This window comes from Allobosea psychrotolerans (genome assembly GCF_002917105.1).
Taxonomy (GTDB): domain Bacteria; phylum Pseudomonadota; class Alphaproteobacteria; order Rhizobiales; family Beijerinckiaceae; genus Allobosea; species Allobosea psychrotolerans.
Window position 1 is genome coordinate 195826 of record NZ_PQFZ01000008.1, and the last position, 25498, is coordinate 221323.

Below are 25498 nucleotides of genomic sequence, written 5' to 3' on the forward strand. Positions count from 1 at the left end.
GCTGTAACTTTGCAAATTCAGCTCCTAGACTGACCCAATGTTTCGGAGCGGGACATGACGGATTTCGACGATCAGAGCCGCAGCCGCGCCCCGTTCGCAGCCGATTCCGCATCCGATCTCGCCATGGTGCTGCTGCAGCTCGCGGCCTGCCGGGCCGAGATCGGCCCCTTCGCCCGGTCGGGGCGGGAGACGCCGCGCGAGGCGGCGCGCGTCTATGAGGCGGCCCGAACCTCCAAGGCGACCCCGACTTTCAGGGATCGCAGGCCCGTGCGCCTCTGACGGCAGCGTTCGTATTCTCGCGTTCGTATCCAAAGAAAAAGCCGGCCTTGCGGCCGGCTTGTTTCGTTAGCGTCGGGCGCAGAGCCCGCGCTGGGCAGTGAGGCGATCAGGCCTCGGCCTTGACCTTCAGGACCTGGCGGCCGCGATACATGCCGCTCTTCAGATCGACATGGTGCGGGCGGCGCAGTTCGCCGGAGTTCTTGTCTTCGATATAGGTGGGCTGCTTCAGCGCGTCGGCCGAGCGGCGCATGCCACGCTTCGACGGCGACGTCTTTCTCTTCGGAACGGCCATAGTAATCTCCATCGTGCCGCCGTCCGGAAGCGCTTGGCTCAAGGCCGCGCTGCCGTCACGACGACGGATCAATCTCGTGAGGCGTTGCCCATACACGCTGCGGCGCGCGCTGGCTAGAGCGGGATGCGAAAAAGTCGCAAGCCCGCCTGTGAATTCGAGTCCACAGCGTCTGGATCAGTCCATATCCTCCTCGCCCACGGGCACCGCGCAGTTGGCGAGCGCGCCCAATTGTCCGACGCGCCGCTGCACGCGCGCCGCCCCGGCCTGCAGGCTGCGGCTCGGCCGGCCGGGATCGCGGGCGCTCGGATTCGGCAGGGCGGCGGCGAGCCTGGAGGCTTCCGGCCCGGTCAGCCCTGCCGCCGACTTCTTGAAATAGCGCTGGGCCGCGGCCTCCGCGCCGAACAGCCCATCGCCCCATTCGGCGACGTTGAGATAGACCTCGATGACGCGTTGCTTCGGCCAGGCGAGGTCGATCGCCAGCGCCAGCGGAATTTCCAGCGCCTTGCGGATATAGGAGCGGCCGGGCCAGAGGAAGAGGTTCTTGGCGGTCTGCATGGTCAGGGTCGAGGCGCCTCGGCTGGGCCCGTCCTCATCGTCGAGCACCGTGTTGAGTTCGATCCAGTCGACGCCGGAATGGGCGCAGAAGCGCTGATCCTCGGCGGCGATCACGGAGCGGATCAGGGCCGATGAAATCTGATCGAGCGGCACCCAATGCCGTTCGACCGGCTGCAGCGTCAGCCAGCGCGCGATCATCAGGGTCGATGGCGCCGGAATGAAACGATACAGCAGGAGGCCCAGTGCCAGCACGATCAGCAGACTGAGGACGAGCCGACCGATCCAGCGAATCAGGCGCGCGAAAAACCCGCGCCGCGCCGTCCGCTCTCCTGCCGCCATGCCCTTACGCCCCCTTGGCTTGCTGCCCCTTGGCTTGACGGTGCCGGCTGGCTCCGGCAATCGGGGCTCTCATCACTTGTCGAGGGCAGGCTTCATGCGAGACACCGGTTGTCGCCGTCCCGCATCCCGCGCTCACGGCGAATGCGAGATTCGCGCATGAGTTCCGCCCTGCCCACCGCCGAGACCGGCGACCTTGCCTCCAGCCTCGCACGGACGGCGCAGGCGATCGAGTCCCTGTTGGAGGCTCTGCTGTCGGCTGCACCGCGCGACAGCGAGATCGCCCGGCCGGAGCCCTTGCTCTCGGCCATGCGCCATGGCGCTCTCGGCGGGGGCAAGCGGCTGCGGCCCTTCCTGACGGTCGAGACTGCGCGGCTGCTGCGTGGCGATGCGGGCCAGGCGCTGCGGGCAGGTGCGGCGGTCGAGCTCGTGCATTGCTACTCGCTGGTCCATGACGACCTGCCGGCGATGGATGATGACGACACACGCCGTGGCCGGCCGACCGTGCACAAGGCCTATGACGAGGCGACAGCGATCCTGGCCGGCGACAGCCTGCTGACGCTGGCCTTCGACGTGATGGCGGATGAGGCGACGCATCCTTCGGGCGAGATCCGCGCGGCGCTCGTGCTGGCCCTGGCGCGCGCCTCGGGGTTAGGGGGCATGGCGGGCGGGCAGATGCTCGACCTCGCGGCGGAAGGCCGCTTCGACGGCGGCCGGCCGCGCAGCCTCACCGAGGCCGAAATCCGCCGGCTGCAGGCGATGAAGACCGGCGCCCTGCTGGCGGCGAGCGTCGAGATCGGTGCGCTGATCGCAGGCGCCGCGCCCGAGGCGCGCGCCGCGCTGGTCGGCTACGGCCGAGCGCTGGGCGCCGCCTTCCAGGTGGCCGATGACATCCTCGACATCGAGGCCACGCCCGAAGCGCTCGGCAAGGCGACGGCGAAGGACCAGGACAGGGGCAAGGCGACGCTGGTTTCCGTGCTGGGGCTGGACGCGGCGAAGCGCGAGCGCGACCGCTTGAGCGCCGAGGCCATCGCGGCGCTGGCCGGCTTCGGGCCGGAGGCGGATGTCCTGCGCGCGGCGGCGCGTTTCGCGGCTGAGCGGACAAGCTAGCGCTGGAGATCAGGCGCGGAACCACCCGTCATCCTGGGTGCCTCAAGGGCTCCCGGGATCCATTGGAGAGACGCTGCGTTCCGCGCCGCCTCGCGCCTCGTCCAGGATCACGTGTTGTTCCACGCCGCGGGCCGCACGCCTTAAAGCGAAAGCCTCAGCGCCAGCGGCCGAAGGCGTCGGCCAGGGTCTGGCTGCCCGGGAAGCCCTTTTCGAAGGTCAGGATGCCGCGCTTGCCCGAGGCGAAGCGGATCGGCACGTCGATCCAGTTGCGGTTCAGGATCAGATCGAGATTGCGCTCGACCTCTACAGGCACGTTCGACAGGGCCGCGACGAAGAGGTTTTCGCCAAGCGCCGAATTGATCGCCGACAAGGGCGCGCCGCGCTCGTTCTCGTCGGTCTTGAACTGCGGCACGCCGATCTCGCGAATGGTCTCCGGCGCCGTCGTGCCCGTATTGGTGAAGCGCAGGCCGATGATGTGCGAAGCCGGAAAGGCCGGATCGGTATTGCGGCGGATGGTGAAGTCGAGCCCGATGCCGGCCTCCGGCACCTCGATCGTGGCGCGTACGATCGTCTCGACCGGCCGACCGGGCCCGGCGCTCTCGCTGTCCAACCGCCAGAAGACGCGACCGTTCACGGCGCGCGGCTGCTGCGGGCTCTCGGGAACCTCGGTGTAGAGAATGGCGCGCTGCGCGACGGCGACCTCGCTGCCCTGCGCGGCTGCGCCGGCGTTGCTGTTCGGCCGGGTCTGCGGCGGCGCTCCGGCATCGCCGACGCGGTCGTTCAGCTTGCCCGTGGCGTCGGGTTGCGGCGGCTGGGCCGGCGTCTCGACATGGCTGCGCGCCGTATTCTCGGGCGGCCTGATCTTGTTGACGTAATAGGCGGCGGCCGCGATCGCCGCCACCGCGATGGCGACGCCGCCGCCGACGATGGCGGTGCGGACATGGCCGGGATTGAGGCGGCGCTCGCGCCGGGGCGCGACGCGAGGGCGGATCGTCTGCTGCTCGGGGACTTCCGGCAGCGGATTCTCGAAGCGCCCGTCATCCTGGGTTTGCTCGGGCTCCGGCTCCGCGCGCGCCATGGCGGCCGGAGGCGTCGTGACCTCCCTGCGGGCCGGCTCGGGCGTGATGGCGGGGCGGAAGACCGGCCCGGCCTGGGCCGGCGGCTGTGCCGGGCCCTCGCCGTAATCGGCCTCGATCTTCGCCACGGCCTCGTCGAGCGAGAGCCGCTCGCGCATGATCTCGGCTTCGCCGAGCGGTGGGTCGAGGCTGCGCAACTGCGCGACGAGCGCGGTCCTGGCGCGGTCATAGACGGCCCGCCGCGCCGCAGACGACTTGTCGGGCAACCCAGCGATCGCGCGTGCCAGGATGGGATAGAAATCGGCCATTGGCCTCACTTGTCGATGTTGGCTGGTCCCGTCAACCCTCGAAAGGGTTGTGGACGAGGATGGTGTCGTCGCGTTCCGGACTGGTCGAGAGCACCGCCACGGGTGCGCCGATCAGTTCCTCGATACGGCGGACATATTTGATCGCCTGGGCCGGCAGATCGGCCCATGAACGGGCGTTCGCGGTCGAGCCTTCCCAGCCTTCGATCGTCTCGTAGACGGGCTCGACGCGGGCCTGGTCGCTCTGCCCGGCGGGCAGATGCTCGAGCAGTTCGCCATCGAGCTTGTAGCCGGTGCAGACCTTGATCTCCTCGAAGCCGTCGAGGATGTCGAGCTTGGTCAAGGCGATGCCGTCGATGCCCGAAGTCTTCACCGTCTGGCGGACCAGACAGGCGTCGAACCAGCCGCAGCGGCGCTTGCGCCCGGTGACGACGCCGAATTCCTTGCCCTTCTGGCCGATCAGTTCGCCGGTCTCGTCGAAGAGTTCGGTCGGGAAGGGGCCTTCGCCGACGCGGGTCGTGTAGGCCTTGGCGATGCCCAGCACATAGCCGACGGCCGAGGGACCCAGCCCCGAGCCGGTCGCGGCCTGGCCGGCGACGATGTTCGACGAGGTCACGAAGGGGTAGGTGCCGTGGTCGACATCGAGCAGGGCGCCCTGGGCACCCTCGAACAGGATGCGCTTGCCGGCGCGACGCTCCGAATCGAGCAACGCCCAGACGGTGTCGGCATAGGGCAGGATCTGCGGCGCTATGGTCGTGAGCTGCGTCAGCAACTCCGCTCCGTCGACCTCGGCGATGCCCAGGCCGCGCCTGAGCGCATTGTGATGCGCGAGCAGGCGCTCGATCTTGGCCTCGAGGATCGCGGGATCCTTCAGGTCGATGACGCGGATGGCCCGGCGGCCGACCTTGTCCTCATAGGCCGGGCCGATGCCGCGCTTGGTCGTGCCGATCTTGAGGCCGGCATTCGAAGTCTCGCGGAAATGGTCGAGCTCGCGATGCAGCGGCAGGATCAGGGTCGCGTTGTCGGCGACACGCAGGTTCTCGGGGCTGATCGCGACGCCTTGCGTGCGCAGCCGCTCGATCTCCTCGACCAGATGCCAGGGATCGACGACGACGCCGTTGCCGATGACCGAGAGCTTGCCGGGCCGCACGATGCCCGAGGGCAGCAGCGAAAGCTTGTAGACATTGCCGTCGATGACGAGGGTATGCCCGGCATTATGGCCGCCTTGAAAGCGCACCACGACATCGGCCTGGCTCGACAGCCAGTCGACGATCTTGCCCTTGCCCTCGTCGCCCCACTGGGCGCCGACCACCACCACATTTGCCATGGTCCAGGTGTCCTGCTGTCTTGCCTGTTTGATCCCACGCAAGCGCCGCGCACATGAAAAACCCCGGCGCAAGACCGGGGTTTGTAAGGCAGGTTCTTGCAGGCCCTCATGAGGCAACACTGCGGCGAGGTCAAGGCTGTGCATATCCGACGTCGCTGGTTGCCGGGTTCGTGGCGGCGTCAGGCGCCCGGGGAATACAGGTTCCGGTGTCGCTCAGCCCGGCAGCGCGCGGCGCATATAGGCGCGTGGCGGGGTTCCCAGGCGGCGCGTGAACATCGTGGTGAAGGCGGCGACATTGTCATAGCCCGCCAGCATGGCGATCTGCGTCACCGGAGCACCGGCGGCGAGCTTAGGCAGGCAGGCGAACAGGCAGGCCTGCTGGCGCCATGCCGCGAAGCTGAGGCCGGTTTCGCGCAGGAAGAAGCGCGTGAAGGTGCGCCGGCTCATCGCCAGCCTGTCGGCCCATTGGTCGAGACGCAGATGGGCCGAGGGCGCTTCCATGAAGGCCCGGCACAGCTCCGCGAGCCGGGCGTCGCTGGGAAAGGGCAGGCCGAGCGGCCGGGGTGCCAGGGTCGAGACCTCCTCGGCGAGCAGGTCGAGCACCAGTTGCGATTTGCGGCCCTCCACCCCGGCATCGTGCAGGCGAATCGCCTCGATGATCAGGCTGCGCACGAGCTGCGTGACCGCGAGCACCTGCAGGAAACGCTTGGCGAGCGCATCGTCGCCGGGCAGCAGATAGACCGACCGCATGCTGACATCGCTCATCATCTCGACGGAATGTTCGAGACGCGGCGGAATCAGCAAGGCGTGGCCGGGCGGGATCATCCATCCTCCGATCCCGGTCGCGACGAACACGACGCCGGAGAAGACGCACAGCAGCTGGACGTGCCTGTGGCTGTGCGGCGGCACGGTGTAGCCGGCTGGATCATCCGAGCGATGCACGATCACGCTGCTGCCGGCATGGAAGATCTTGCCGACACTGTGCCGGTGGCTCTCGTCGAGCGCCGCGACCGTCGGCGCCGGCAGCTTTGTCATATCTTTAGCTTCGTCATAACCTTGGCCCAATCGCGAAAGTTTTTGACCAAAACACGAATGAAGGTCAGCGGCAAGGCCTGTAGAAGGAGTCCGGCATGGCGCGCCGAATGGCGGCGCGAAAGAGGTTTCGAGATGGTTGCGGCATTTCCGGGGGCTGAGCCCCGCATCGAGAAGACGACGACGTCGATCCTGCTGGCGGTGAGCTTCTGTCATCTGCTCAACGACCTGATGCAGTCGCTGCTCGCTTCGCTTTATCCGCTGTTCAAGGCGAATTACGCGCTCGACTTCGTCCAGATCGGGCTTCTGACCATGGCCTTCCAGGTCACGGCGTCGCTGCTGCAGCCTCTCGTGGGCATGGCGACCGACCGCTGGCCGATGCCCTATTCCCTGCCTGCCGGCATGGGCTCGACCTTCCTCGGCCTGATCCTGCTCGGCAATGCCGGCAATTTCGCGCTGCTGGTGATGGCGGCCTGCCTGATCGGGCTCGGCTCGGCGATCTTCCATCCGGAGGCGTCGCGGGTGGCCCGGCTGGGTTCCGGCGGCCGGCACGGGCTGGCGCAGTCGCTCTTCCAGGTCGGCGGTAATATGGGCTCGGCGATGGGGCCGCTGCTGGCCGCCTTCATCATCCTGCCTTTCGGCCAGGGCAGCGTCGCCTGGCTGTCGGGCGTCGCGATGCTGGGAGTCGTCGTGCTCTGGCGTGTCGGGGCGTGGTATGCGGCCCATCGCAAGCAGAATGCGGGCAAGCCCGCTGCAAGCCGCGCCTTGCCGTTGCCGCAGGGGCGGGTCGCCATCGCCTTCGGCATCCTCGTGCTGCTGACCGCGACGAAGAACGTCTACATGGCCAGCATCTCCAGCTATTTCACCTTCTACGTCATCGACCAGTTCGGGCTCGGCGTGCGCGAGGCGCAGCTCATGCTGTTCCTGTTCCTGGCCGCGGCTGCGGCCGGAACCTTCCTCGGCGGGCCGATCGGCGACAGGCTGGGCGCGCGCTTCGTGATCTGGTTCTCGATCCTGGGCGTCATCCCCTTCGCCCTGCTGCTGCCTTACGCCAACCTGTTCTGGACGGGCGTGCTCAGCGTGGTCATCGGGCTGATCTTCGCCTCGGCCTTCTCGGCCATCGTGGTGTTCGCGCAGGAGCTGGTGCCTGGGCGTGTCGGGCTGATCGCGGGCGTGTTCTTCGGCTTCGCCTTCGGGGCCGGCGGGCTGGGGGCGGCGCTGCTCGGCGACTTCGCCGATACGCATGGCATCGCCTTCGTCTACCGCATCTGCTCCTACCTGCCGCTGCTGGGGCTGCTCACCATCCTGCTGCCGCGCCTTCCGCGCGCGGGGTAGGGGCTGGCCGCTCCGGCTGCAGCGGAGGGCGTCATCCGGAGCGGCTGCGGCTGGGCATCCTGCTCTCGCTCTTGGATGAGAGGCGGATTCAGATCCCGGATGGGATCACTTCGTGATTCCATCCGGGATCATCCGGCTCTATGCCGGCAGCTCTCTCCAGCCGCCGGAGCTCCCGCATGAAGACGCTCGCCATCTCGACCCTGACGATCTGCGGCATCGACGAATTGCCGGCGCAGAGCGAGCGCCGCGTCACCCATGTCCTGTCCCTGCTCGATCCGGGCCTGGCGGAGCTCGATGCCTTCGGCGCCTATGGCGAGCATCACCGCGTCACCCTGCGCTTCCACGACATCCTCGGTCCCTCGCCGGGCTATACCCATCCGCAGCCGAAGCATGTCGAGGCGATCCTGGGCTTTGGCGAGAGCCTGCGGGAGGGCGTGGCCGGCCGCGTCGAGGGCCATCTCCTGGTGCATTGCCATATGGGCATTTCGCGCTCGACCGCCGCGATGCTGGCGCTGATGGCGCAAAACGACAGCGAGGCGAGCGAGGACGAATTGTTCGACCGTCTGCGCGGCGTGCGCCCGCAAGCCTGGCCGAATTCGGTGATGATCGGCTTTGCCGACGAGCAGCTCGACCGTGGCGGGCGACTGGTCGAAGCGCTGCGCCGCCATTACGGCCACCAGCTCAAGGTCCAGCCGCAGTATCAGGACTGGATGACCCGGCTCGGCCGGCAGAGCGAGCTCGACATGGCGCTGTGAGCGCCGGTTTGTATTGGGCCCTCGCTGTCATTCCGGGGCGGCCCGTAGGGCCGAGCCCGGAACCCGCGGCCGGGTGAGCGCCCAAAACGATCGGTGGCCGGAGGGCCCAGTCGTCGGTTCCGGGTTCATGCCTGCGGCATGCCCCGGAATGACGGCGTGGTTCCGAGGACGGTCGAATAGGCAGTTCAGCTGCCGCTTCAGCGCATCAGGCGCGGCTCGGCGATGTCCTGCGGCCGGTAGGTCAGCTCGCGGTCGCCGGGCCATTTGATCCGGTAGGCGAGCTTGATCTCCTTCTCGGAAGAAGGTGCGAGGTCGAAGGTCCAGGCCTGGACGCCGCGCTTGTCGCCGACCTGTTTTTCGGTCGGCGGCGTGGTCTGCGGCAGGGTCTCGATGGTGATGGCGCTGCTCTCGGAGAAGGGCACGCGCTCGGTCACCGTGACCTTCACCGGCTGGGCGTGCAGGCTCTTCACCACGGTGCGGAATTCGCGCAGGTCGGTGCGGCTCTGGCCGAGCCAGGTCGGGTCGTTCTCGCGCCGCCTGACCGGCGCGCGCGTCACCTTGAGCTTGTCGTCGGCGCCGAAGCCGAGCTCGACCTTGTCGCCGGAGGCGACGAGGCCAATCCGACCCTTGCCGATATAGCCGCCGTCGCGATGCAGGAAGACCTCGCCCGGCAGCAATGGGGCTTCGTCCTCGTGGGTGAAGGCGGCTTCGAGATAGGCCTTCTCCTCCAGCTCCGGTGTCGTTCGCGCGCTCAGAGTCGGGCTGACCTTGCTCTGGCTCAGCAGGACGGCCTTGGACGAGCCGTCCTGCGGAACCGTGATCCGGCCGGGCACCTGGAAGCTCGCCTGATAGGCGCCGGCCTCGATCGTCGAGGCCGCGATGGTCGCCGGCTGCGCGACGCGGCCCTCCGGCGACTGCGTTGCGTCGAAGCCGCGTGGCGCCGGCGCACGGGCGATGGCGGGAGGCGCTGCACGCTCCGTCGCCTGCTTGCGGGCCTGCTCCATGGCGCGCTCGCGAGCCTGATAGATTTCCTGCGGGTCGAAGAACATCACCTGCATCGGGGCGAGATCGGGCGCGCGCGTTCCGCCGGCAGAGCGGGTGGTCGAGAGGGTGACGGCGACATCGGTCCAGTCCTCGCCGCTGCGCTGGCGCAATTCGGCGCGGCGCATGAAACTGATCTCGGGCTTGGCCCCAGCGCCGCCGGTGGCGAGCCTGGCCTCGTAGAGCGGCGTCCAATTCGCCCCGGCGACACGATAGCTCACGGTGAACTCGGCCGCGACGGGGGCAGGGGCCTCGACGGCGATGGCGACGTCGCGCTTGGGCGCGCCGGGGCGGCCCGTCTGCGGGCGGGCGCGTTCGAGGGCTGCGATCTCACTTTCGATCTCGGCGGCGCGGCCGCGCACGGTCCTGAGTTCGGCATTGACCTTGACCAGCGCGGTGCCGATCGCATCGAAAATCGCCGGCCAGTCGGCGACCGGCAGCGCCTTGCCGTCGGGGCCGAGCTTGTCGGGGCCGGTCTGCGCAAACCGTTCGATCGTGCCGCGCTTGGCCTCGATGGCGCCAGCCTGGCCGTCGAGCATCTCTTTCTCGTCGCGCAGAGCCTTGAGCTTCGCTTCGATCACGCTGTCGAGCGGCTTGGCGTCGCCCGGGGTGAGGCGGACATCGACGGCGCCGATCGAGAAGGAGCCGTCGCCTTTGCCCTCGACGCGGATCGAGGCCGGATCGATCGTCGCCGGCAGGCCGCGCAGGACGATCTGCGAGGCGCCCTGCAGCAGTTCGGCCCGGCCGATGCGGGTGATCACCGCGCCATCGGGATAGACGGTAACGCGATCGATCCGCGAGGCGAGGTCCATTTCGGCGGCGGCGGCAAAACTCGGCGCGACGATCAAGGCAGCGGCCAGTCGGCTCATCATAACGGTGTCCCCTCCCAAATCACGATGCCCGCGATAAAGCACGCCCGATTTCGACGTGGCAAAGGCGGAATTGGGCCGGACTGCGGAAGGGCGTGGCGGAGTGCGCCACAGGTGTTGACGCAGGCAGCGGGTGGCGCAGAGGGATACTCGATTGGAGCGGCTATCTTGCGAGCTTACGCCCGGCCCCGCGCGCTCGCCTGCGGCTGGACGCGATGCTCCAGGAAATTGCGCAGTTCGGTGACGCGCCGCCAGGGATCGAGCACTTCCTCGTCGAGGCCATGCGCCCAGGCGAGGTCGAAGCGTGCCGGATCGGCGTCGAGGGCTGTGACGTCGGCGAGCCAGGCCGCCGTGGCGGCTTCGTCCTTGCGAAACCCTTCCGCGATCAGCAGCGGCGTCATCCGCTCCAGGATCGAGGCGACCTGCGCCAGCGGGAATTCGGGGTGGTACTGCACGCCCCAGAACAGCCCGCCATCATGGGCGATCTCGCAGGCATGGACGACGCTATAGGGGTTGGAGGCGAGCACGGTCGCGCCCGCGGGCGGCTGCGCGACGGTGTCGAGATGGATCGCGGGCGCGTCGAAGGCGGTTGGCCGGCCGGCGAGCAGCGGGTGGCCCTGCCCGGCCTGCGTCAGCGTGATCCTGCGGGCGAAGCCGACCTCGCGGCCCCTGGGGTTGGCGATGACCGTGCCGCCGGCCGCGACCGTGCCGATCTGGATGCCCCAGCAGGAGCCGAAGCAGGGCGTGCCGCTGGCATAGATCGCCTGCATCAACTCGATCTGGCGCGTGACCGCCGGCTCGAGATTGTAGATGTGCAGCGAGGAGCCGGTTAGGAAGATGCCGTCATAGGATTGCAGGCCGCTGCCGTCGGGGAGGTTGGCGCCCTCATCGGCCGGCAGGCAGATATCGGTGATGCTGCCCGGCGCGATACGGCGGACCTCCTCGGCATAGGCGTCGGCGGGCGAGAGGTCGCGATAGCCCGCCGCATGGTTCTGGCGCTGCTCGCGCGTGTTGCCGTCGACGAAGAGCAGGCGGAGCGGGCGAGGCGAAATCTGCAGCATGAGCGGAGTCCAGGCCAGGAATGCGTGCCAAAAGAAAGCGTGCAAGGAGGTGGGTCGAGGGATGCGCGGGGCGATGGGCGGCCCTGCGCCTCATCTCATAGGACGCAAGCCGCCTGCAAGGCTATTGCAAGTGCCCATTCCTGAGGCAGCCGGACGCCAGACGTGACAGAAGCCGAGACCATGCCGGCCAAGACTCCACGCGACAAGACTCCCCTCAGCGGGAGCGCCAGCAAGACCTTGCCGCAGCGCCTCTGGGGCAATGCCTATCTCCTGCTCAGCCTGACCACGCTGATGTGGGCCGGCAATGCCGTGGCCAGCCGGCTCGCGGTCGGCCAGATCTCGCCGATGGGCCTGACCTCGCTGCGCTGGGTGTTCGTCTGCGCCATCCTGCCCTGGCTGATGCGGCGCGAGCTTGCCGCTCATTGGCCGGCGCTGAAGGCGCGCTGGTTCTTCATCATCGCCACGGGGACGATGGGCTTCACCGCCTTCAACGCGCTGATGTATCTCGCGGGCTATTCGACCACGGCGATCAATATCGGCATTCTCCAGGGCGCGATCCCGATCTTCGTCCTGGTCGGGGCCTTCCTGGCCCATCGCACCGCGATCGGCCCGCTGCAGGCGCTTGGCGTCTTCGTCACCCTGCTCGGCGTCATGGTCGTCGCCAGCCGCGGCGATTATCACGTGCTGACGCAGTTCGCCTTCTTCCCTGGCGACCTCCTGATGATCCTGGCGAGCTTTTTCTATGCCGGCTACACGGTTGCGATCCATTCGCGCCCGGCCGTGCCCGGCCTCGTCTTCTTCACCGCGCTGGCGATCGTCGCCTGCCTCGCCTCGCTGCCGCTCTTCGGGGCCGAGATCGCCTTGGGCCACGGCTACTGGCCGACGCCGAAGGGCTGGCTCATCCTCGCCTTCGTGGTGATCTTCCCCTCGCTGATCTCGCAGATCTGCTTCCTGCGCGCGGTCGAACTGATCGGTCCCGGCCGCGCCGGCGTCTTCGTCAATCTGGTGCCGGTCTTCGCGCCGATCCTGGCGGTCTTCATCCTCGGCGAGCAATTGGCGCTCTATCACGGCCTGGCGCTGGCGCTGGTGCTCGGCGGCATCTTCATCGCCGAGCGACTGGGGAAGCGGTGAGGTTCAGGGCGGTTTTCGAGCGGTCGGCCATCGTCATTGCGAGCGAAGCGAAGCAATCCGGGGCTCGCGCTACGCCCCCCGGATTGCTTCGTCGCTTTGCTCCTCGCAATGACGGGGACGCCTCAGCGCAGCGCCGCGACCGCCGCCTTCGCCACCGCCGCATGGGCTGCCTCGCGGCCCTTCTCGTCGGCTTTCGATCCGGCGAGATAGATCGCGATCGCGAAGACGCGGCCATTGGGCAGCGTCACGATGCCGATGTCGTTGGTGGCGTGGTTGACGCCGTCCATGGTCAGGCCGGCCCCGGTCTTGTGGGCGAAACGCGCCCCTAGCGGCAGGCCGGCGCGGATGCGCAGCGGGCCCGTCTTCGTCTGCGTGATGACCGTATCGAGGAAGGCGGCGTGGGCCGGGTCGCGCAGCCAGTTGCCCTTGGCCAGCGCCTCCAGGAACAGCGTGCTCGCTTCGGGCGTTGCGGCGTCGCGCGGGTCCTTGAGGGCGAGAGCGAGCGCGGCCGAGCGCTTCCTCGGAGAAAGCGCGTTCAGCTCGGCCCGGAAAGCCGGCTCATCGACGGTCCTGTCCCAGCCGAAGCCTTGCAGGCCGAACACCTGCGGCTGGAATTCGCGCTCATAGCGATCGACCGAAATCCCCCCGATGCCGCCATCCCGGAGCATCTTCGTCACGACTTGAGGGCCGCCAATGAGGCGCATCAGAGTGTCGGCCGCGGTATTGTCGCTCTCGCCGGCGGCGAGCGCGATCAGCTCGCGCAGCGGATAGGCGTTGCTCTCGCCCTTGAAGGCCTTGGCCAGCGGGCTGTGGAACAGCGAGAAATCCTTGCGGGTGATGGTGATCTGCTGGTCGAGCTTCAGCGAGCCTGCCTCGACCGCCTGCAGCACCGCGACCGCCAGCGGCAGCTTGAAGACGCTCTGCATCGGGAAGGTCTCGGAGCCGCGATGCGACCAGCTCTTGCGGTCCTTCAGGTCGAGCAGGGCGACGCCGAGTCGGCCCTGCGACTGGCGCTCGATCGCCGCGATCTCCTGGTCGAGCCTGGCCTTGTCCCAATCGGCGAGGGCCGGTGTCGCGAGCAGATTCGGCGTAGCAGTGAGGATGGCGAGGGCAAGGGCGGCGTAGCGAAGCATGAGGCATCTCCTGAGGCGGCGCCACAGGGGCGTGCGATTGGGGCGGGGATGGGGCCGAGCCGGAAAGAGAACCGGAACTACGCCGTCATCCTGGGCGACCGAAGGTCGACCCGGGATCCATCGGAGGCCTCCGGAACTCTACGATGGATCCCGGCGTTCCGCTTCGCTTCGGCCAGGATGACGGCGTGGTTCCTGAGCCAAGATGGTCAGCTTTCCAGAACAGCCGGCTTTACGCCGCGCCGCCCGGCTCGTCCGTCCAGATCTCCAATTCGATCGGGCAGTCGCAGTCGAGATCGAGATGATCCGGCACGAGCTGCTTCAGGCGTTCGCGCAGCCCCTCCAGCGTCGGGGCTTCCGTGACGATGCCGAGATCGCAGCAGGAGACCGCGTACCAGACGCCGGCCTCCTCGTCGCGGCGGACCTCGAACTTGACGGGGACCATGGGCTCAACCTTGCGGGGTGCGACGATGGCGCGCAGATCTGCAAAACGCATCAGCTCAGAACCTGAGCCGCCGGGCCCGTTTGACCATCGGGATCTCATGGATCTTGTCGAGCAGCGCATCCGAGATCGGCTCGTCGACGGCGACATAGCAGATCGCGTCGCCGCCGGGCTTGTCGCGGCCGAGCGAGAAGGTCGCGACATTGACGCCGGCCTCGCCGAGCAGCGAGCCGAACTGGCCGATGAAGCCCGGCTTGTCGGCATTGCGGACATAGAGCATGTGCGGGGCGAATTCGGCATCGACCTGGATGTCGCGGATCTCGACGATGCGCGGCTTGCCGTCCTGGAAGACGGTGCCCGAGGCATGGCGCGGCATGTCCTCGGCCTCGACCACGATGCGGATGACGCTTTCGAGGTTCCCCGCCACCTCGCGGGTCAGTTCCTCGACCACGATGCCCTTCTCCTTGGCGATCATCGCGGCGTTGACCATGTTGATCTCGGGCAGGAAGGGGCGGAGCACGCCGGTGATGGCGGCAGCCGAGATCGCCTTCAGGTTGAGATGGGCGACCGCGCCCTCATATTCGATGCGGATGCCCTTGACCGGCGCCTCGGTGAGCTGGCCCAGGAACGAGCCGAGTTTTTCGGCCAGCGCCACGAAGGGCTTGATCCGCGGCGCTTCCTCGGCCGAGATCGAGGGGAAGTTCACCGCATTGGTGATCGCGCCCTTGAGCAGATAGTCCGACATCTGTTCGGCGACCTGGAGGGCGACATTCTCCTGCGCCTCATTGGTCGAGGCGCCCAGATGCGGCGTGCAGACGACATTCTCCAGGCCGAAGAGCGGGTTGGTCTCGGCGGGCTCCACCGAGAACACGTCGAAGGCCGCGCCCGCGACATGGCCGGACTTGATCAATTCGGCCAGCGCCGCCTCGTCGACCAGCCCGCCACGGGCGCAGTTGATGATGCGCACGCCCTTCTTGGTCTTGGCGAGATTCTCGGCCGAGAGGATGTTCTTGGTCATCGCCGTCATCGGCACATGCAGCGTGATGAAATCGGCGCGCTTGAGCAGGTCTTCCAGTTCGACCTTCTCGACGCCGAGCTGAACCGCCCGCTCGGCCGAGAGATAGGGGTCGAAGGCGATGACGCGCATCTTCAGCCCGATGCCGCGCTCGGCGACGATCGAGCCGATATTGCCGCAGCCGATCAGCCCCAGCGTCTTGGCCGTGATCTCCACGCCCATGAAGCGGTTCTTCTCCCATTTGCCGGCCTGGGTCGAGGTGTCGGCCGCAGGGATCTGGCGGGCCAGCGCGAACATCATCGCGATGGCGTGCTCGGCGGTGGTGATCGAATTGCCGAAGGGCGTGTTCATCACGATGATGCCGCGCGCGGTGGCGGCGGGAATCTCGACATTGTCGACGCCGATGCCGGCGCGGCCGATCACCTTCAGATTCTTGGCGGCCTCGAGCAGTTTGGCGGTGGCCTTGGTCGCCGAGCGGATGGCGAGGCCGTCATACTCGCCGATGATGGCGGCGAGCTTGTCCTTGTCCTTGCCGAGATTGGGATCGAAGGTCACCTCGATGCCGCGATCCTTGAAGATCTGCACGGCGGCGGGGGAGAGGGCGTCAGAGATGAGGACTTTGGGGGCGGGATTCTGAGCGGTCATCGGGGATGGCTCCGGCGGCGCGGCGGCGCGCGCGAAAAGAGGAGTGCCTCGTCTGTCATTCCGGGGCGGCGCGTCAGCGCCGAACCCGGAACCCATGACGGGGTGCGACGGTGTGGATGCGGCGGCGGGGAAGGCTCGCCCGGTCGTGGGTTCCGGGTTCGCGGGCTTGCGCCCGCGCCCCGGAATGACAGGGCAGCGCCTCAGGCCGCCTTCTTGCTCAACCCCGCCTTGGCCTCGGCGAAGGCATAGGCGATCCAGGGCGTGAGCGCCTTGAGATCGCGTGCTTGCACGGTCGCGCCGCACCAGATGCGCAGGCCCGGAGGGGCATCGCGGTAATGGCCGAGATCGAAGCCTGCGCCGGCCTTCTCGATGATCGAGACGACCTGCTTGGCAAACGCCGCCTGCGCCTCGGCCGGCAGCGCGGTCACCGCAGGATCGGTGAACTTCAGGCAGACCGAGGTGTTCGAGCGCGTCTTCGGCTTCACCGCGAGGAAGTCGATCCAGTCGTTCTCGCGCACGAATTTCGCCAGCACGCGGAAATTCGCATCCGCCCGCTTCACCAGCCCGTCCAACCCGCCGACCTTCTTCGCCCAGGCCAGCGCGTCCAAATAATCCTCGACCGCGAGCATGGAGGGCGTGTTGATCGTCTCGCCCTGGAAGATGCCTTCGATCAGCTTGCCGCCGGAGGTCATGCGGAAGATCTTCGGCAGCGGCCAGCTCGGCTTGTAGGTCGTCAGCCGCTCGACCGCGCGGGGCGAGAGGATGATCATGCCATGGGCCGCCTCGCCGCCGAGCACCTTCTGCCAGGAGAAGGTGGTGACATCGAGCTTGGGCCAGTCGAGGCGCTGGGCGAAGGCGGCCGAGGTCGCGTCGCAGATCGTCAGCCCCTCGCGGTCATCGGCGATCCAGCTGGCATCGGGCACGCGCACACCGGACGTCGTGCCGTTCCAGGTGAAGACGACGTCGCGGGTCTTGGTGTCGACCTTCTTCAGGTTCGGCAGTTCGCCATAAGGGGCGGTGATGGTGCGCACATCGGTGAGCCTGAGCTGCTTGGCGACATCGGTCACCCAGCCCTCGCCGAAGCTTTCCCAGGCGACCATGTCGACGCCGCGGGCGCCGAGTAGCGACCACATCGCCATCTCGACGGCGCCGGTGTCGGAAGCGGGCACGATGCCGATGCGGTAATCGGCCGGCACCTGCAGCACCTCGCGGGTCAGGTCGATGGCAAGCTTGAGCTTGTCCTTGCCGACCTTGGCGCGGTGCGAGCGGCCGAGTGCTGCGTCACTGAGGTTCTTGAGAGCCCAGCCGGGGCGCTTGGCGCAGGGGCCGGACGAGAAATGCGGCACGCGCGGACGCGTGGCCGGAACTGTATTCGCCATCGATGTCTCCATCCTTACAGATGGGCGCGCCTCGGTGGGGAGGCGTGTCCCGTCGATGGGGGTAAGGCGGGAGGGGGGAGGGAGTCAAGGTGCCCCCCCAATGTAGCGCGAACAATCAGATGTCGGCAAAGTTTGAATTGCGCTACGGCTTCCAAAGGGCAGAGCGGAGGGGCAGCTGTGGCGTCTGGCGATCGAGTCGACCGGGTTTTGCCGGGCGCATATGTACTGAAAGCAGATGACCTCAAGTCGGTTGAAGCGCTTCTGAATCGCGAGTTGGGGAGCGAGGCGAAATGCATCCTAACATTGGGGATCGATCGGAGGAGTGAGTACGAAAGCGTCGAGGCGATGCTCACGGACACCTTCCTCTACAAGGAGTCGATCGAGTCAATCTCGTTGGAAGGCTCAAATGGGCATTTGCGCGCCAGTGTCGACTTCAGACGATCATTCGTTCGGCCAATCTCCATGCATCTATCCGGTCAGCGTAACGAGGTCTTGGCGCTAGAGAAGCAGATCGAGAATCTGATTGAGGGGCCAAGGCAGTGGTACTCCTGGGTCATAGCTCCTTTCGGACAGCACATTCAGGCGGCCGTGCTTGTGTGGCTGACCGCGCTGGCCGGTCTGGTGCTGATAAGCTTTGCAGTTGGGGTAGAGGTCAGCGGTGGCAAGGCCAAACCCAGCGTGTCAACCGCCGCCCTTGTCCTTTTGGGAGTATCGCTTTCCTGGATTGTGCTGCCCTCGATGATTTTTGCGATTGGTAAAGGCCAAAAGCGCTGGGAAATGGCAAAAGCGGTTCTTTCTGTATTTTTCTTGAGCATTGCTATTGCTGCATTCGCAAATTTGGTGACCGCGATCTGGAACCCTCTGCAATCAAGCTAAAAAGGCTCGATTGTCTCTGCATCGCCGTCGCCAACCCGGGTCTTGTAGACGCGTTTGTCTACGACCCACTCCTGGAGCTGTAGCGCGTCTTGTGCCGCAATTCATCGCCGAGTGGCCGCGTCACGCTGGGCCCGAGCATGACGGAGAGGACGCGGGAAACCCTTCTCCCCTGGCGAGTGAAGGGCAGAGATGAGGGTGGGCCGCTGATCGCTGGGGCGGGATCTTGGCTGATTCACCCAAAATACTGGCAGAAATATCCACGTGACTGGGAATTTTGCGCTGTATGTAAGAGGCCCCTTGAGCGCCAGGAGGCCGAATTGTCATTTCTTCAGATCTCTTACGTGATGATCGCTGTATCCTATATTGCCGCTGCTGCGGCTTTGTATGTGGGGCATTGATGCTTGATGGCATGGGCCCCCACACCTTCATCCGACGTTCCGTGCCACTCTTTCCGACCGATCCAGGAGAACGAAAGACGCGTCGCGATTCTGTCGAAAGGCGCGGGGAACCCTTCTCCTCTAAGGAGAAGGGTAGGGATGAGGTGTCGGCCCCTGGACCAGTGAAGCGCAAGCCTCACCGCTGCTCACGTGAGCCCAACGCGGCCAACGGCGGACACCTCACCGTGCCCTCACCTTATAGGAGAGGGGTCTCCGGCGCGGTTCCCGCTGCCTCTCGAATCCGGGCAATGACCGCGTCGCGGTCGTTCAGGACGACTTCATTGCCGAAGCGGATCACCATGAAGCCGTGGCGCTCGATCTCCTCTGATCGCGCCGCGTCATACTCACGCTCGACATCATGCTGCCTGCCGTCGAGTTCGACGACGAGCTTGCGCTCGAAGCAGAGGAAATCGACGGTGTAGCCGAGCAGCGGCTGCTGACGTCGGAACTTCAATCCATCAAGGCGGCGGGCACGCGGCAGGTCCCAGAGGATGACTTCCGGTTTCGTCGATTGCCGGCGGAGTGTCCTTGCGAAACTCTGTTGTTCCGTCGCCATCGCGCCTCACCGTCCAACGGCCTACACCTCACCCCTGCCCCTCTCCCTGAACTCGGGCCTGCCCGAGTTCAGCACTTCAGAGTGTCGAAGTCGGGTAAACCCGACTTCGATGTAGGAGAGGGGTTCCTCGCGCTTCACCTGCGAGGGGCTGGAGCGCCCCCTCAATCCCCCGTCACCGTCATCTCCGCGTCGATCGCCTTCATCTTCGGGTTGGCGGCGCAGAAGGCCCTGATCCTGGCCTCGACATCATGGCTGGCCTGGCGGGCCTTCGGCTGGCGATGGCCCTGCGCGCTGCTCTTGAGATAGGTGGCGCAATCCATCTCCGGGTCAGTGATCGCAGCAAAGGCCGGGGCGGCGGTGAGGAGGCAGGCGAGGGCCGCGACGAGCGCGCGGGAGGCGAGGGGCATGATGGCGGTCCTGAACGAGCGGGCCGCGCGCTGCGGCCGCGCCGCTCCTGCACCGCCCCGCCGTCGCGCGCAACGGCGTTTCCCGAAGGCCCGGCTTGCAGGGAGGGTATTGCTCGGGGGAGGGCGCGACGGAAATCAGCAGGCGCGGGGAACCCTTGCTCTCCCGAAGGGAGAGGGCAGGGTGAGGGGTCGGCCGTTCGACGCGTGGGTCGTGCCCCTGACCGCTGCTCCATCGTCATTGCGAGCGCAGCGAAGCAATCCAGAAGGGTTCGCTCTATGTCCCCTGGATTGCTTCGCTGCGCTCGCAATGACGGCAAGGTGTCACGCAGCTGGTCCAGGGGCCGACACCTCACCCCTGCCCCTCTCACTGAACTCGGGCCTGCCCGAGTTCAGCACTTCAGGGTGTCGAAGTCGGGTAGACCCGACTTCGATGCAGGAGAGGGGTTCCCCGTCGTCTCGAAAGCCGGGCGGCCGATCGAATATATGGGGGTGGTGATCGACATCACCTTCGGCTCGCGCCACGATCTGGACGATGCCGCCGACCACCTGATGGCGGCGCGCGAGATCGCCGCCGCCGCAGGGCAGAACGATCTGCGTTTCATGATCGACATGGCCCTGCTCGAGCTCGGCCGTGTGGTTCCGCACGAGCAGGCGCGACTGTCTCCGGGCCGCGAGCGCTGAGCCAAGCCAAGGCGGCGCGAGAGCAGGATCGAGAAAAAGCCGGAGCCGGTTCTTCTCGATCCTGCTCTCGCTCTTAGATGAGAGATGGATTCAGACTTCAGCAAGACGGCCCTTGCGCCAGCCCGACGGTCATGGTGGGACAGGCCGACACGAAAACCGGAGCCCGTCATGGCCAAGAAGACCCCCGAACAGCTAGCCAAGGAGTTCGAGGGCCGCAAGGCGAAGGGGCTCGCCAAGGGCGGGGCGGCGTTCTGGCCCAACATCATCGCCAATGCGGTGCTGAAGCTCACCGCCGCCGGCAGCGAGATCGATGCGGCCGTGCTGATCGAGATGATCGAGCGCGAGGCGCAGACGCAGGAGCTGGTGATCAAGGCCGGCGCGGCTGAGGCCGTGGCGCGGTTGAAGCAGGCGGTAGCGAAGGGGGCGTAAGGGTGCGCTCGGGCGGAGCCCTCGGGTCCGGCCTTTGGCCGGCCCAAGGACAGGCTCTCCGAAGACCCGAGAATCTCAGGCCGGCAGAAGCTCCGGCAAAGGGAGGCTCTCTCGGCACGAGATGCTCGGGCCAAGCCCGAGCATGACGAAGAGGCTGCGCGCTGCCAGCTTCTCCCAGCCATCTCGCGCTTGCCCGAGATGGGCAACCCAAAGTGTCAAAACCGGCAAGAGCCGGTTTTGATGGGGGAGAAGGAAGAGAGGGCGCTCAGGCGCCCTTCAGCCTGGTGTTGCACTGGCTGTAATAGCCGCCGCCCTTCTGGATCCATTTCAGGTCGCCATTGCCGCCATTGGCCTTGTTGATGTTGTACTGGTCGTTGCAGGTCTTGAAGCGCTGCTTGCCGGCCGAGAGGGTCGAATATTTCGGATCGACCTTGGTGGGGAAGACGGCGTTGCCGGCGGCGGCCGGCGCGGCTGCGGGCTTGGCGGGCGTTGCTGCTGCCGGGGCGGTGGCCGGGGCCGGCGCGGTGGCTGCAGCCGGGGCGGCGGTGTCGGAGCACTGAGCCTTGCGGAAATCGTTCCAGGACTGGCCGCCCAGCGTGTTGCTCGTCTTTGCGGCGTTATATTTGGTGCTGCATTCCTTCATCGTCAGCGCCTGGGCCGGAGCCGAGGCTTGCAGGACGAACCCGCCGACGAGTGCGAAGACGCCGGCGGCGAGCGCGGTGCTGGTCTTTGTCATGGTCATCGTTCCCTGACGGGCATGGCCCGTTGGTGGAGCTTCGGCCGGACGGCTCATTCCGGGCGGTCGTGCTGCAGGGAAGGAGGCTAACCCCTTTAAAATGAACGGTCCATGACAGAAGCCCGGGCTCGTGGCCGGGCCAGATCGGCCCTTTAGCCGGGCTCGCCGGCGATCACGCCCTTGCGGAACAGGAAGCAGCCATAGGGGCGGGGATCGCCGACCTGGACGATGGCGAAGGCGGCTTTCGCCGCCTCATAGAAAGCGAAGCGCTCGATGCCGACAAGCGGGAGGGGAGCACCAGTCGCGCGGTCGAGCTCGCGCTGCACCTCCTCCTGCACGACGGGAACAACCTGCGCATCGCCGACCACGAGCATGCGCCGCACTGGCCCGGGCTCGAAATCGTCGATCGGCAGCACGGAGAGGATGGCGCGGGCGGCGCGGGCCATGGTCAACCCGGGCAGGCGCACGAGCCTGCCGCTGGTGGTGGCGCGCGCAATGGTCTCGGCCGGGTGATTGGCATCGACCAGAGCGAGATCGTCGCCATGGCCCATGGCGGCGAGCAGCCAGAGCAGATCGGCGGAGAGGACGGGATCAAGGCCCTTCAGCATGGGAAATCTTTCTGAATCCGTTTGGAAACACAGCCCTCATCCTGAGGAGCCATTCCGTACGGAATGGCGTCTCGAAGGATGGTCCAGCGGATACCGAAGTCTCCTGGAGCATCCTTCGAGACGCCGCTACGCGGCTCCTCAGGATGAGGGCTCGGAAAGAGGAGCAAACAGATAGTCAGCATGGCAGCGCGCTCATAGCGGGTTGCGTCCCCGGCGCGCGAGATAGAGCTTGCGGGCGTTGCCGCCCATGATGGCGGCGCGCTCGGTCTCCGAAAGCGGCGCGAGCAGCGTCTCCACGGTCTCGATCCAGCGGCCATAGCTGGCGCGCAGGGTCAGGACGGGCCAGTCGCTGCCCCAGACCAGGCGCTGCGGGCCGAAGCTTGCAAGCAGATGTTCGAAGACCGGGCGCAAGGTCGCAGGCGTCCAGTCCTCGCTGGCCTCGGTGACGAGGCCGGATAATTTGCAGAAGAGGCCGGGATGCCGCGCCAAGGCGGTGATGCCCTCGCGCCAGCCGCCGAGATCGCCGCTGACGAGGTCGGGCTTGGCGGCGTGGTCGATCACGGCGGCGAGCCCGGGATGGCGTTCGAGCCGGCTCAGCATCGGCGCGATATGCCGAGGCTTGAGCAAGGCGTCGAAGACGAGGTTTTCCGCGATCAGCGCATCGAAAGCGGGGTCGAGCTCCGGTTTGCCGAGCCAGTCCGGATCGGGAATGTCATGCACCATCGGGCGCAGGCCGACGAGCAGCGGGGTCGAGGCGAGGTGTGCGATGCGCAGGCTTGCATCCCGCGCCTCGAAATCCGCCCAGCCGACGACGCCGGCGATAAAGGGCGTACGGGCCGCGACATCGAGCAGGAACAGGGTCTCGGCCTCGGTCGGTGCGGCCTGGACCAGGATGGTGCGGTCGATGTCGTGGCCGGCCAGAAGCGGCGCGAGATCGTCGGGGCCGAAATCGCGATGGATCGGTCCCAGCGCCGGCGTCAGCCAGCCATAATCGCCGCGTGCGAGCGTCCAGACATGCTGATGGGCGTCGATCCGCATCGGTTCAACCCGGCACGGGAACGTCGGCGCCAAGCAGCCCCTCGGCCTTCAATTCGGCCCAGAGCGCGGCGGGAACAGGGGCGGCGAATTCGGCGATCTGGTCCTCGACCTCGCGGGCCGAGACCGCGCCCATAACGAGGCTCACGACCGCGGGATGCCCCAGCGGGAAATGCAGCGCGGCGCGCCTGAGCGGCACGTCATGGCGGCGGCAGACGGCTTCGATTGCCGCCACGCGGGCGAGGATCTCGGGCGGGGCGGGCTTGTAATTGTATTTCGCGCCGGCGACCGGGCCGGTCGCCAGGATGCCGGAATTGAAGACGCCGCCCAGCATCAAGCCGATGCCCTTCTCCAGCGCCAATGGCATGAAGGAGGCGAGCCCCGGCTGCTCCAGCAGGGAATAGCGGCCCGCCAGCAGCATCGTGTCGAAATCGCCGGCGCGGGCGAAGCGCTCGCACATCTCAGCCTCGTTGACGCCGACGCCGATCGCCTTCACCGCGCCGGAGGCCCGCAAGCGTTCGAGCGCGCGATAGGCCCCGTCCATAGCCTGCGAGAAGCGCGCCTCGATCGCGCCCGCGCCATGCGTCCAGACATCGACATCGTGAATCAGGACGATGTCGATACGGTCGACGCCGAGCCGCAACGCCGATTGCTCCAGCGAGCGCATCGCGCCGTCATAGGAATAGTCGAAACGCAGCGCATGCGGCAGGCCGCCGAGATAGCCGGAACCATCGCCGCGCGGGCCGAAGGGTTCGGCGACGCGGCCGACCTTGGTCGAGACGACGATGTCGGCGTGGTGCACGCGTCGCAGCGCCGTGCCGATGCGGTGCTCGGACAGGCCATGGCCATAGAGCGGGGAGGTGTCCAGAAGCGTCACGCCGCCCGCAATGGCGGCCTCGACCGCCGCCACGGCCTGGACCTCGTCGAGCCGGGCATAGAGATCGCCGAGCGGCGCGCCACCGAAGCCGAGCGTCGAGACACTGAGGCCGGAGCGGCCGATCATGCGCATTGCGAGGGCGGTGGCGGCAGGCATGTCAGGGCGTTCCCATGGTCGTCGCCGGCACTATGTGCACGCCAACATGTTAGCTTGCAACCCAGATCGAACGGCGCTAGCGTCCGTGCCGGATCGATCGAAGTCGAGGTCGGAAGATCGAGGCGATCGCATAACCAACAGGCCCGTCAACGGGTCGTGCCATGTCCGGAGGGAGGACACCGATGTCATCTGAGATTCTCAAGCCGACCCGTCGCGCCTTGTTGCGCAATGCCGCAGCGCTCGGCGCGCTTGGCACGCTCGCGGCGCCCGCGATCATTCGCGAGGCCAACGCCCAGTCGAGCTTCAACTGGAAGCGCTTCGCCGGCACCAAGCTCGACGTGATGCTGGTGAAGAACCCGCGCTCCGACCTGATGCAGGCCGAGGAGAAGGCCTTCACTGCGTTGACGGGCATCGAGGTCTCCTCCGAGCAGGTGCCCGAGCAGCAGCAGCGCCAGAAGGCGATGATCGAGTTCTCCTCGGGCAAGCCCGCCTTCGACGTGACGATGCTGGCGCTCCACGTCCAGAAGCGGCTCTCCGCCAAGGGCAAGTGGATGGAGGACCTGCGGCCCTATCTCGCCGATGCCTCGCTGACCTCGCCCGATTTCGACTATGCCGATTTCGCAGCCGGCGCGGTGGATTTCGGCAAGCAGGCGGACGGTTCGATCGATACCCTGCCGCACTTCATCGATTTCTGGATGGTCTATTACAACAAGGAGATGTTCGCGCAGAAGGGGCTCGAATATCCCAAGACCATGGACGAGCTGGTCGCTGCCGCAGCCAAGCTCAACGATCCGTCGAAAGGTATCGCCGGCTTCGTTTCGCGCGGCCTGAAGAACGCCAACATTCCGGTCTGGACCTCCTGGCTGCTCGGCCAGGGACTGGAGACGGTCTCGCCCACAGGCAAGCTGCAGACCGACGGGCCGGAGGCGGTCTGGGCGGCCGACATGTACCGCAAGCTCAACAAGGATTACGGCCCTCCGGGCACGATCGGCTTCAACTGGAACGAATGCCAGACCACCTTCATGCAGGGCCGGGCCGCGATGTGGCTCGACGGCATCGGCTTTGCGACCCCGCTCGAGGATCCGACCAAGTCGCGCATCGTCGGCAAGGTCGGTTATGGCGTGACGCCGGCCGGCCCGAAGGCACATCACTCGGCGCTGTTCGGCGATGGGCTGGGTATCGCGCGCGGGTCGAAGAACAAGCAGGCCGCCTGGCTCTACCTTCAGTACATGTGCAACAAGGGCAACCAGCTGGCGATGATCAAGGCAGGCGCGGGTGCGCCGGGCCGGCTTTCGGCGCTGAGCAGCCCGGAGGCCTCTGCCGGCTCGCGCTTCCCGAAGCAGTATTTCGAGTGCCTGGCGGAATCCGGCAAGATCGCGCGCGCCGGCCTGCCGCAGATCATCCCGGTGACCGAGTTCCGCGACGTCTTCGGCGTGGCGCTCACCAACACGCTGACCGGTGCGGACTCCGCCACCGAACTGAAGAAGGCGACCGAGACCTTCAAGCCGATCCTCGAGAAGAGCGAACAGGCCTAAAGCATCCGCGCTCACGCGTCATGGCCGGGCTCGTCCCGGCCATCCACATC

General features: G+C 66.9%; 26 protein-coding genes. 9 read left to right on the forward strand and 17 right to left on the reverse strand.

Features of this window, described 5'->3' with window-relative positions:
• The first annotated feature begins 54 nt into the window (after positions 1 to 54).
• The gene (locus CYD53_RS15715; RefSeq protein WP_103719027.1) at positions 55 to 279 is read left to right on the forward strand and encodes a hypothetical protein; all 225 of its coding nucleotides are present in this window, start codon (positions 55 to 57) and stop codon (positions 277 to 279) included.
• A gap of 106 nt (positions 280 to 385) precedes the next feature.
• Here the strand turns inward: CYD53_RS15715 and rpmF are convergent, their stop codons facing one another.
• Both rpmF and mtgA read right to left on the reverse strand, forming a co-directional pair.
• Positions 386 to 571 carry a 50S ribosomal protein L32 gene (rpmF, locus tag CYD53_RS15720; RefSeq protein ID WP_069688448.1) on the reverse strand — a complete coding sequence of 62 codons (186 nt, stop codon included), beginning with the start codon at positions 569 to 571 and terminating at the stop codon, positions 386 to 388.
• Positions 572 to 745: 174 nt separating this feature from the next.
• Positions 746 to 1465 carry a monofunctional biosynthetic peptidoglycan transglycosylase gene (gene mtgA / locus CYD53_RS15725; RefSeq protein WP_103719028.1) on the reverse strand — a complete coding sequence of 240 codons (720 nt, stop codon included), beginning with the start codon at positions 1463 to 1465 and terminating at the stop codon, positions 746 to 748.
• A gap of 156 nt (positions 1466 to 1621) precedes the next feature.
• Here mtgA and CYD53_RS15730 point away from each other — a divergent pair, with 156 nt between their 5' ends.
• Positions 1622 to 2572 carry a polyprenyl synthetase family protein gene (locus tag CYD53_RS15730; protein ID WP_245928260.1) on the forward strand — a complete coding sequence of 317 codons (951 nt, stop codon included), beginning with the start codon at positions 1622 to 1624 and terminating at the stop codon, positions 2570 to 2572.
• A 154-nt stretch (positions 2573 to 2726) separates the two neighbouring features.
• On the opposite strand, the gene CYD53_RS15735 is transcribed toward CYD53_RS15730, so the two are convergent.
• The 3 genes from CYD53_RS15735 to CYD53_RS15745 form a co-directional block, all read right to left on the reverse strand.
• Positions 2727 to 3956 (reverse strand): histidine kinase, encoded by a 1230-nt coding sequence (locus CYD53_RS15735; protein ID WP_103719030.1) that lies wholly within the window; start codon positions 3954 to 3956, stop codon positions 2727 to 2729.
• A gap of 31 nt (positions 3957 to 3987) precedes the next feature.
• The gene (locus tag CYD53_RS15740; protein ID WP_103719031.1) at positions 3988 to 5280 is read right to left on the reverse strand and encodes an adenylosuccinate synthase; all 1293 of its coding nucleotides are present in this window, start codon (positions 5278 to 5280) and stop codon (positions 3988 to 3990) included.
• A gap of 213 nt (positions 5281 to 5493) precedes the next feature.
• The gene (locus CYD53_RS15745) at positions 5494 to 6315 is read right to left on the reverse strand and encodes an AraC family transcriptional regulator (protein ID WP_103719032.1); all 822 of its coding nucleotides are present in this window, start codon (positions 6313 to 6315) and stop codon (positions 5494 to 5496) included.
• Positions 6316 to 6447: 132 nt separating this feature from the next.
• On the opposite strand from CYD53_RS15745, the gene CYD53_RS15750 reads away from it, so the two are divergent.
• On the forward strand, positions 6448 to 7647 hold the full coding sequence (locus tag CYD53_RS15750; protein ID WP_103719033.1) for an MFS transporter: 1200 nt from the start codon (positions 6448 to 6450) through the stop codon (positions 7645 to 7647).
• 176 nt (positions 7648 to 7823) lie between these two features.
• Positions 7824 to 8402 (forward strand): tyrosine phosphatase family protein, encoded by a 579-nt coding sequence (locus CYD53_RS15755; protein ID WP_103719034.1) that lies wholly within the window; start codon positions 7824 to 7826, stop codon positions 8400 to 8402.
• Positions 8403 to 8599: 197 nt separating this feature from the next.
• On the opposite strand, the gene CYD53_RS15760 is transcribed toward CYD53_RS15755, so the two are convergent.
• Together CYD53_RS15760 and CYD53_RS15765 are read right to left on the reverse strand one after the other, a co-directional pair.
• Positions 8600 to 10312 carry a mucoidy inhibitor MuiA family protein gene (locus CYD53_RS15760; protein WP_181011891.1) on the reverse strand — a complete coding sequence of 571 codons (1713 nt, stop codon included), beginning with the start codon at positions 10310 to 10312 and terminating at the stop codon, positions 8600 to 8602.
• 176 nt (positions 10313 to 10488) lie between these two features.
• The gene (locus CYD53_RS15765; protein ID WP_103719087.1) at positions 10489 to 11373 is read right to left on the reverse strand and encodes a type 1 glutamine amidotransferase; all 885 of its coding nucleotides are present in this window, start codon (positions 11371 to 11373) and stop codon (positions 10489 to 10491) included.
• Positions 11374 to 11535: 162 nt separating this feature from the next.
• Between CYD53_RS15765 and CYD53_RS15770 the strand changes: the two genes are divergently transcribed.
• Entirely contained in the window at positions 11536 to 12504 is a 969-nt protein-coding gene (locus CYD53_RS15770) for a DMT family transporter (RefSeq protein WP_245928261.1), read from the forward strand.
• Positions 12505 to 12626: 122 nt separating this feature from the next.
• Here the strand turns inward: CYD53_RS15770 and bla are convergent, their stop codons facing one another.
• The 4 genes from bla to CYD53_RS15790 form a co-directional block, all read right to left on the reverse strand.
• A complete protein-coding gene (bla, locus tag CYD53_RS15775; protein WP_103719037.1) occupies positions 12627 to 13637 on the reverse strand; it encodes a class A beta-lactamase in 1011 nt (336 codons plus the stop codon).
• Positions 13638 to 13866: 229 nt separating this feature from the next.
• On the reverse strand, positions 13867 to 14130 hold the full coding sequence (locus CYD53_RS15780) for a DUF1902 domain-containing protein (protein ID WP_181011892.1): 264 nt from the start codon (positions 14128 to 14130) through the stop codon (positions 13867 to 13869).
• Positions 14131 to 14134: 4 nt separating this feature from the next.
• Entirely contained in the window at positions 14135 to 15736 is a 1602-nt protein-coding gene (serA, locus tag CYD53_RS15785) for a phosphoglycerate dehydrogenase (protein WP_103719039.1), read from the reverse strand.
• A gap of 200 nt (positions 15737 to 15936) precedes the next feature.
• Entirely contained in the window at positions 15937 to 17115 is a 1179-nt protein-coding gene (locus CYD53_RS15790) for a phosphoserine transaminase (RefSeq protein WP_103719040.1), read from the reverse strand.
• Positions 17116 to 17292: 177 nt separating this feature from the next.
• On the opposite strand from CYD53_RS15790, the gene CYD53_RS15795 reads away from it, so the two are divergent.
• Positions 17293 to 17991, forward strand: a complete 699-nt coding sequence (locus CYD53_RS15795) for a hypothetical protein (protein WP_103719041.1) — start codon at positions 17293 to 17295, stop codon at positions 17989 to 17991.
• A gap of 633 nt (positions 17992 to 18624) precedes the next feature.
• Here CYD53_RS15795 and CYD53_RS15800 read toward each other — a convergent pair.
• Both CYD53_RS15800 and CYD53_RS15805 read right to left on the reverse strand, forming a co-directional pair.
• Positions 18625 to 18984 carry an endonuclease domain-containing protein gene (locus CYD53_RS15800; RefSeq protein ID WP_103719042.1) on the reverse strand — a complete coding sequence of 120 codons (360 nt, stop codon included), beginning with the start codon at positions 18982 to 18984 and terminating at the stop codon, positions 18625 to 18627.
• A 161-nt stretch (positions 18985 to 19145) separates the two neighbouring features.
• Positions 19146 to 19391, reverse strand: coding sequence for a hypothetical protein (locus CYD53_RS15805; protein ID WP_103719043.1), 246 nt, complete (start codon positions 19389 to 19391; stop codon positions 19146 to 19148).
• A 483-nt stretch (positions 19392 to 19874) separates the two neighbouring features.
• Between CYD53_RS15805 and CYD53_RS30330 the strand changes: the two genes are divergently transcribed.
• The gene (locus CYD53_RS30330; RefSeq protein WP_181011893.1) at positions 19875 to 20072 is read left to right on the forward strand and encodes a hypothetical protein; all 198 of its coding nucleotides are present in this window, start codon (positions 19875 to 19877) and stop codon (positions 20070 to 20072) included.
• Positions 20073 to 20240: 168 nt separating this feature from the next.
• A complete protein-coding gene (locus CYD53_RS15815) occupies positions 20241 to 20501 on the forward strand; it encodes a hypothetical protein (protein ID WP_103719045.1) in 261 nt (86 codons plus the stop codon).
• A 265-nt stretch (positions 20502 to 20766) separates the two neighbouring features.
• Here CYD53_RS15815 and CYD53_RS15820 read toward each other — a convergent pair whose 3' ends face one another.
• From CYD53_RS15820 to CYD53_RS15835, 4 genes are all read right to left on the reverse strand, one after another.
• Entirely contained in the window at positions 20767 to 21237 is a 471-nt protein-coding gene (locus CYD53_RS15820) for a hypothetical protein (RefSeq protein WP_103719088.1), read from the reverse strand.
• 152 nt (positions 21238 to 21389) lie between these two features.
• Positions 21390 to 21845 (reverse strand): RbsD/FucU family protein, encoded by a 456-nt coding sequence (locus CYD53_RS15825; RefSeq protein ID WP_103719046.1) that lies wholly within the window; start codon positions 21843 to 21845, stop codon positions 21390 to 21392.
• Positions 21846 to 22037: 192 nt separating this feature from the next.
• Positions 22038 to 22883: an amidohydrolase family protein gene (locus CYD53_RS15830; protein WP_103719047.1), complete on the reverse strand. Its 846-nt coding sequence runs from the start codon at positions 22881 to 22883 to the stop codon at positions 22038 to 22040.
• Between the two features lie 4 nt (positions 22884 to 22887).
• Entirely contained in the window at positions 22888 to 23913 is a 1026-nt protein-coding gene (locus tag CYD53_RS15835; protein WP_103719048.1) for an aldo/keto reductase, read from the reverse strand.
• 182 nt (positions 23914 to 24095) lie between these two features.
• Here CYD53_RS15835 and CYD53_RS15840 point away from each other — a divergent pair, with 182 nt between their 5' ends.
• Positions 24096 to 25448 (forward strand): ABC transporter substrate-binding protein, encoded by a 1353-nt coding sequence (locus tag CYD53_RS15840; protein ID WP_103719049.1) that lies wholly within the window; start codon positions 24096 to 24098, stop codon positions 25446 to 25448.
• Positions 25449 to 25498 lie beyond the last annotated feature (50 nt).